This is a genomic window from Mangrovivirga halotolerans, from assembly GCF_026241165.1.
In the GTDB taxonomy this organism is placed as follows: Bacteria; Bacteroidota; Bacteroidia; order Cytophagales; family Cyclobacteriaceae; genus Mangrovivirga; species Mangrovivirga halotolerans.
Genome location: NZ_JAPFQN010000015.1, coordinates 24,972 through 31,501 on the forward strand (window position 1 = coordinate 24,972; position 6,530 = coordinate 31,501).

Consider the following 6,530-nt stretch of genomic DNA (forward strand, 5'->3'; position numbering starts at 1 on the left):
AAAAAATATACTGAAAACACATTGTGATTCACGCTAAACATAGAATAATATTCCGTCTTTTACGTCACGACAGAATTATTAACAAGAAATAAATGCTAAATTATTTTTTTGTTAAGAAACTAATTTATACTTTAGCGCCAATCTTTAACCAAATCAATTTTACAATGAAACAATTGAGAATCACTCTTTTGTGTGCAGCAATGTTTGCTTTTGCACAAGTATTCTTCGTGTCGTGTACAAACGAAGAGAATCTTTCACCAAACGACAAAATGGAAATTTCTGATGAAGTAAAAGCTCAATTTAAAGAGTTGGGTTTTGATGTTAGTGACATCAGAATGACTGATGATGTAAACCTTCTTGATCCTGCACAGGAAGCTGGTAATTACCTGCTGGAAGGTGATATCGTTATTACTCCGGAAAACCTGGAAGCGATGCTTAAAAGTGACATTCATTATGAAGGTCCAAACTTTGAGCAGTACAGAACAAACAATCTGGTTTCGTCTCCAAGAACTATTAATGTTATTGGTTATACCGGAAATAATTCCAATGGTTTGGACGGAACTATGAGAACTGCTCTTCAGTGGGCGATCAACAATTACAACAGATTAAACACTGGACTGACTTTCAACCTGACTTTTGGCACTAACTACAGTCCTTACGACATGGTAGTTTACCGGGTTAGCGGTGGCGGCGGAGGTTCTGCCGGATTCCCTAGTGGTGGAAGACCTTACAAATGGATCCAGATCCAGTCGGGTACTTCTAACTATGGAACTAACGTTGTTGAACACGTTATGACTCATGAGATCGGTCATGCAGTAGGATTACGTCACACTGATTATTTTGACAGATCTTACTCTTGTGGTTCTGGTGGAAACGAAGGCGATGGTGGTGTTGGTGCTGTGTATGTACCAGGTACCCCGGAAGGTATTGATCCTAATTCAATTATGCTTGCTTGCTTTAGTTCAGGTGAGGATGGTGAGTTTGGTCAGTACGATGTTGTCGCACTAGAGTATCTGTATTAAAAAGTACCTAATACAGTAAAAAAAACAAACCCTGGCAGTTGCCAGGGTTTTCTTATTTAAGTATATCAGTGTTTATATTCTCTGCTCCGGCAAATTGTTCGAACCATTCGGCCGATTGTTTTAGCCAAAGATCAAGATCAGCTTTTCCGTTAAAATCATAAAAGACCATAATCATTTTAGAAGTGGATGGTTTGATACAGGTCCTGTCAGAATCAGAAGTGGGAGTACCAAAATACCCCTGATCATCTTTTAGGGCTGGCAAACTACTAACATTTAATTTACCCCGACCAATAGCTTCATAAGGCACTCCTTCAGGGGCGATATCGAGATATATATCTCCAACAATCTGGTTCAAATCGTATGCACCAATAGAAAACCCTGAAACAAAAGATAACCAGTTGACAATGTCGACTGCATTATTAACCTGATACAATCCCTTTCCCTGTACAATTCTTCTGGACAATGCTTCTGCACTTGGCCGGTACCTGTTAGGATCTTTTCCCAGATTTTTATAAGCATTCCGGGTTGCTTCTATAATAGGTCTGTTTTTTATATCCTCAACCTCATACTTATTAAAAAGTATATCTATTTCCTGCTCAAGACGGTCATCCAGCTCGGAAATATTATTTACTACCCTGATATCTGCTTCCAAAAGACCAAGCCGGATCTCAGGGAGTTTGCTTTTAATTTCATCACTTATAAAAATTCTTCTCATATCACACTGTCGTCTAACTTACACACCAGTAATTTAATTACCACAATTTTTGATATCCACAAAAAAAATTTGTTTTTATATTAAAAACATATTCTGCTATGAAAAACACAATATTCGTAATAATAATTTCTCTTGCAATATTCAGTTGTAATGATAATAATAACAACAATAACGATGCCGAAGAAGATCTGATCAAAGAAAAACTGGTCGATAATGAAATCACGACTCTTAGGGATAGCATAGAAGCTGTTTATAACAAAGATATATTTGACAATGCCGGACACCTTACATTTGATTTAAATCTAAGTTTTGGAGGAAATGAACGGTTTAACGGCCAGATCAGCCAGACACCTTCTTGTGATGTAGTTGAGATCACTTATAAAGATGGCGAAAAGGCAGTATTCAAAAATGGTGATTTCTATATATCAAACGACAGTATGAATGCGAAATCATCCCGGTTTGATGTTTTAACATGGTCATATTTTTACATGCTTCCCTACAAACTCAATGATGAAGGAGTAATCTGGGAAAAAATCGGAATGAAAAAAATGGATGGCAAAGAATATAGGGTTTCTAAAATGACTTTTAAACCCGGAACCGGTGATGCCCCGGATGATTGGTATTATGTTTATATTGATCCGGAAACCATGCTTATTAATGCTGCTGCTTACATAGTAACTTACGGATCAAAAAATACTGCAAAAGCAGAAGAAGACCCGCATGTCATCATTTATAATGATTTTGATAATTCTGCTAAACTTCCTTATGCTAAAAGCTGGGTTTTCCGTACCTGGAAAGATTTTGAGTTTGGCGATAAACTTGGAGAAGCCAGAGTTTCGAATGTGAAAATGAAGGAAATTCCACTAGCCCCGGCAGTTGATAACATGATCAAGATCAATAAATAAAAAAATATAAATTTTTTAAGTAAAATACTTGCAAGAAACAAACAGTGTAACTAGATTTACAATAGCTCTTTATTCATAGTTGATAAATTCCTAATAAGCGATCACGGCTCCCCGCCATGATCGCTTATGCTTTTATAGGGGGTTAGTAATTATAGTTATTAGTTATTGCAGAATAGTAACTGGTTAAAGAGTGTATATTTAGATAGCAAATTTCCCGATCCATTCGTCATTCCGAATCCTTTATGGTGAGGAATCTGTTTCATGAAAATAGTCTGAAATTTATCTGGGCTATGAGTAGTTGTTGGTTATTAGCTATTAGTAATTGGTTATTGGCTAGTTTTTTAGTGCACAACCTTCACTGAGATTAGCTTCACTTCTATATAAAATTTCCTTCAGGAATTTCCTTTACGCTCCTGACTACTTTGCGGTCTAATAAAAACTAACTGAGTGTGTTTTCTATTTTTATTTTGAAAGAATAGGCTTTCCTAAATAGCATTGACTATAATTTGTTAATTTAAACATTAACCAATAGTACTTGTATTTAATAATATGATCTCACATGATGATGATTTCTGGATGAAAATGGCAATTGATATCGCTAAGGAATCCAAAACACCATTTGGAGCTGTTTTGGTTGATTCTGAAGGACAACAAGTAGCAATGCCAAACACTTCGAAAGCCGATGGGCCAACAGCACATGCAGAAATGAATGTATTAAGAAGAATGGATGAGCTCGACTATGATTATCCTGAAGATCTCACCTTATACAGCACTGTGGAACCCTGCCCAATGTGTATGGGAGCAATTATCTGGGCCGGTATCGGAACTTTAGTCTACGGAGCGTCGATCAATGATGCGGCAAAATATAGCAACCAGATCATGGTCAGCTGCAATGAATTAGTGCAGAGATCAAATGCTGATATATTAATTAAAGGAGGATACATGGCAGATGAATGTAACGCTTTGTTGGGTTAGAAATAACACCTTCAAAAATGAGCTTTAGTCATTGATCTTTTATATATTAATAAGTACCAAAACCAATAAATAATACAAGAATGAAAGCAGTTCAGATAGAGGAAGCCGGAGGTGACTTTAAAGTTGTCGACCGGGATGTTCCCGAACCATCAGAAAATGAAGTTCAGATAAAAGTTGAAGCTTGTGGTATTTGCCACAGTGATATGTTTGTAAAAGAAGGTGCTTTTCCAGGTATTGAGTTTCCGAGGATTCCCGGGCATGAAGTAGTTGGTAAAGTAACCAAAGTGGGTAAAAATGTCGAACGAATTAAAGAGGGTCAACGAGTAGGTGTAGGATGGCATGGCGGCCATTGCTTTGAATGCGATCCCTGCAGAAGAGGTGATTTCATTAGTTGTGAAAACGCCAAGATCTCAGGAATATCTTATGACGGAGGGTATGCAGAATATATGGTTGCCCCACAAGAAGCGATAGCCATGATCCCTGAGGAAATAGATTCTGTAGAGGCTGCTCCCCTACTCTGTGCAGGAATCACCACATTTAATGCATTACGTAATAGTCCTGCAAAACCAGGAGATGTAGTAGCTGTACAAGGGATTGGCGGCCTGGGCCACCTGGCAATTCAATATGCTGCCAAGATGGGGTTTCGCGTAGTGGCTATCTCCACCAGCGAGTCTAAAAAAGAACTTGCTGAAAAAATGGGGGCAAAACATTTCATTGACACCAGTCAAAAAGACCCGGTGGAAGAACTTCAAAAATTAGGTGGTGCAAAAGTGATTTTATGTACAGCACCAAATACCGATGCGATCAGTAGTGTAATCGACGGAATGGCTATTGATGGGCAGGTTTTGATCGTCGCAGCACCCGGAGATAGCATTTCAGTTGCTCCTTTCTCGTTAATTATGGGCAGAAAGTCGGTTGCTGGTTGGCCGAGTGGTACGGCAATGGACTCTGAAGACACTTTAAATTTCAGTGCTTTATCAGAAGTGAGACCAATGATAGAAACCTATCCGCTGGAAAAAGCAGGAGAAGCTTACGATCGGATGATCAATAACAAAGCAAGGTTCAGAGTTGTTTTGACAATGGATTAGAAATGAATTCAATTCCAATTCAATTATAAGTAACGCCCGGAGAAATCCGGGTGTTTTTTTATTGAATGAAACTCCAGGGATCAAAATCCTTCATATAATTCTGTTTATTTACGATCAATACCTTTTTAATCCCCTTTTCGATTGTGGGTGTAAAAGCATAATTAAAACAGAGATAATACACTACACCTTTTTGGGTAACGTAAATACTACTGAAATTTTCAAAGCGAAACCCCATGCTATCGAGTACAGATTTACGAACAATGGTTTTACCTTTATAGCTAAGGGTCTTTAAGATCCGACGGTTGTTCCTGACATAACGGGTCAGATCTCTGATCATCATCTCTTCATGATTATTATTCTGATAGTGGTAAGCACTTTTACAATTTGTATCACAAAATTGTTTATCAGAACGCCCAGTTAAATTTTGACCACATTGCTTACAGCGTCTTTGTTCGATATAGATTCCGGACATAGTATAAAAACAGGTTGGTTGATAAATATTCATTAATAATAATCAATTGATAAATAAAAAGTCAACCCTTTCGGTAAGGAATCAGGTCTGAAATACAAATAGTCGTCAGATTATACGCATACTAAACGGATATATACGTTTAATAATACGGTTATCAAATAAAGATGTCTGATCTTTAAAAACAATAAAATCATCTTCTAAATAGTTCTAGAGGGGATTTATAGAATAATATCGATCAGGATCAAATAAAAAGGAAGCGATTTAAACTCAAATTGATTAATGACAGGATAAGAATTCAGGAAAAAAAATTGATTTCAGATCAAAATTCAGATTGAGATGATAAATTAAAGAAGAAAAAGTCGCCTAAAACCTGGATATTTAAATACAAAAATAAAGGATTGGGAAATAATTCTCCATTCAATAAAGAAGTCATTAACAATGGGAGATAAATCAAATAAGAATAAAGAAATGAAGAATGCTAAGCGCCACACACTTGTTCAAACAGATGTTTGCAATTAACGTTTCAGCACTTATATTGCAAGAAAAAAGTAAAGCCATATATTGAATAAGAGGCACAGAGTGACTCATATACAATCGTTGTGCATAATTTAGAAATACTGACGAAATGAAAAAAATACTTGGATTTTTATTTATAGTAATCGTTTTGTGCTCCTGTAAGGATTTGGATAAAACAAACGTAGAAAACAATTCTAAATCTGAAAATAAACTTACTCAATCGGAACTGATAAAGCCTGAATACAATCAAATCGAATTAATTGCTCAGAAAATACTTGACCTTCCCAAACTTCAATGGATTTATCATCCAGAATTTAAGGAAAGATTACCAGTAAAAGTGTTGGAATCAGAAGTAATTAACAAAGATTTAGACCTGAATAAGTTCGGACAAAAAGTTAGAATACTTTCAATGTCAGAGTTAGAAAAAGAAGGGATTAAGGACTTTGTTGTATTTGACAAAATAAAGATCGGAAAAGATACGACTCACTTCAAATTATCTTACAAAATTGAAGGTGCTGGATGTAGTGGGAAACTCTTAAAAGAAAATGGAGAATGGAAGGTTCTTGGTTATTCTGTATGGGAAAATTGAAAAAACTATGCACAACAATGTGTAAAGCGGTATGCTGCTTCGCGGTTGTTGGCGTGGCATGTCCTTTTTGTTAACTTAAGCCACGGTCGACGCGACCCGGCTCGCTCACCGCACACCCTTTACACGGTACGTTGTGGGGCATTCAAAAACGACATTGCAAACTAAATGAGATACGTTAAAAAAATATTGAAGATTGGAGTACTAATCGGGATTCTCTCTTTGATAGGAATCTTTGGAGCGGATAGACT

7 protein-coding genes are annotated in these 6,530 nt (G+C 36.7%); 5 read left to right on the forward strand and 2 right to left on the reverse strand.

Translation table 11 applies throughout. The annotated features are described in order from the left end of the window. The first annotated feature begins 164 nt into the window (after positions 1-164). Positions 165-1,022 carry a M57 family metalloprotease gene (locus OO013_RS19845; RefSeq protein WP_266058854.1) on the forward strand — a complete coding sequence of 286 codons (858 nt, stop codon included), beginning with the start codon at positions 165-167 and terminating at the stop codon, positions 1,020-1,022. 52 nt (positions 1,023-1,074) lie between these two features. Here OO013_RS19845 and OO013_RS19850 read toward each other — a convergent pair whose 3' ends face one another. Then, on the reverse strand, positions 1,075-1,737 hold the full coding sequence (locus tag OO013_RS19850) for a B3/B4 domain-containing protein (protein ID WP_266058855.1): 663 nt from the start codon (positions 1,735-1,737) through the stop codon (positions 1,075-1,077). A 98-nt stretch (positions 1,738-1,835) separates the two neighbouring features. On the opposite strand from OO013_RS19850, the gene OO013_RS19855 reads away from it, so the two are divergent. From OO013_RS19855 to OO013_RS19865, 3 genes are all read left to right on the forward strand, one after another. Further along, on the forward strand, positions 1,836-2,642 hold the full coding sequence (locus tag OO013_RS19855) for a DUF6503 family protein (protein WP_266058857.1): 807 nt from the start codon (positions 1,836-1,838) through the stop codon (positions 2,640-2,642). A 549-nt stretch (positions 2,643-3,191) separates the two neighbouring features. Beyond that, a complete protein-coding gene (locus OO013_RS19860) occupies positions 3,192-3,617 on the forward strand; it encodes a nucleoside deaminase (protein ID WP_266058859.1) in 426 nt (141 codons plus the stop codon). Positions 3,618-3,697: 80 nt separating this feature from the next. After that, positions 3,698-4,705, forward strand: a complete 1,008-nt coding sequence (locus tag OO013_RS19865; RefSeq protein WP_266058861.1) for an alcohol dehydrogenase — start codon at positions 3,698-3,700, stop codon at positions 4,703-4,705. Between the two features lie 58 nt (positions 4,706-4,763). Here OO013_RS19865 and OO013_RS19870 read toward each other — a convergent pair whose 3' ends face one another. Continuing rightward, on the reverse strand, positions 4,764-5,177 hold the full coding sequence (locus OO013_RS19870; RefSeq protein WP_266058863.1) for a hypothetical protein: 414 nt from the start codon (positions 5,175-5,177) through the stop codon (positions 4,764-4,766). A 625-nt stretch (positions 5,178-5,802) separates the two neighbouring features. Here OO013_RS19870 and OO013_RS19875 point away from each other — a divergent pair. Further along, the gene (locus OO013_RS19875) at positions 5,803-6,282 is read left to right on the forward strand and encodes a hypothetical protein (protein WP_266058864.1); all 480 of its coding nucleotides are present in this window, start codon (positions 5,803-5,805) and stop codon (positions 6,280-6,282) included. Positions 6,283-6,530: the final 248 nt, after the last annotated feature.